The organism is Gardnerella phocaeensis, assembly GCF_048545075.1.
Classification (GTDB): Bacteria; Actinomycetota; Actinomycetes; order Actinomycetales; family Bifidobacteriaceae; genus Bifidobacterium; species Bifidobacterium vaginale_J.
In genome coordinates, this window is record NZ_JBKQXS010000012.1 from 1 (window position 1) to 930 (window position 930).

1 protein-coding gene is annotated in these 930 nt (G+C 38.0%); it reads left to right on the forward strand.

Annotated features, from left to right (window positions below; translation table 11 throughout):
* A partial coding sequence (locus ACJV2T_RS06210) for a DUF6788 family protein (RefSeq protein WP_419399435.1) occupies positions 1-930 on the forward strand: 930 nt, incomplete at both ends.

Below are 930 nucleotides of genomic sequence, written 5' to 3' on the forward strand. Positions count from 1 at the left end.
TTAGAAAAAAGGCTGATATTAATGCTCGCTTGAGTTTGCTTGCGTATGATGGTACTCCTGAAATCAAAAATCGTGGAGATGGTAAATATTTATACACCAGAAAGCGTGTTTCGGGAAAGTTGACGTCCACGTATGTTGGTGTGTATTCGGACGATTTGTATAATCTTCTTCTTCACAATGCAAGTGAATCTAGGCAATTGCGTAAGGAACTTCGCGCTGTAGTAAGGCAGCTCGCGAATGCTGGATATTCTAATAGTGAGTTATCTGCTGATTTGGTGAACAATATTGCTTTTGCAAGGGCTAACTTAAAGGCGAATATTTACGATCAGGCGGTTTTGGAAGGTGTTGCTACTACTTTTCCTCAAACTGAAGAGATTATAGATAACGGGAAAGTATTTGGTGTTTCTGCGAGTGATGTTCAAAAAATCTTGAATTTGAAGCATGCTTGGGAGTTTATTTTAGACGAGGATGTTGTATTAAGCAGGTCTGATTATTACATGCTAAGTCATATAGCGAAGCTTGTTAATGAGGGGTTTTTCTTAGATGGCGGTCGTATCAGGGGTGTTCCTGTTGCGATTGGTGGATCTACTTATATTCCGCCTATTCCTAATGAAATAGATGTTAAAGAAAAAATAAGGAATATTGTTGAATGTGAGAAAGATAGTGAGAATGTTGAAGGTAGAGTTGGAAGGAAAGAGCCTATTGATATTGCGATTGAATTATGCGTTTATTGTATGAAGTCGCAGATATTTTTAGATGGGAATAAGAGGGCTTCTGTGATTTTTGCGAATCATTATTTGATTTCTCATGGCAGGGGCTTGTTGGTTATTCCAGAAAATAAGGTTCCTGAGTTTAAGAAGTTGCTTGTTGAATATTATGAGGGTGAAGATTTGCAGGTGATTGCTTCGTTTATGAGGGAATATTGTTGGA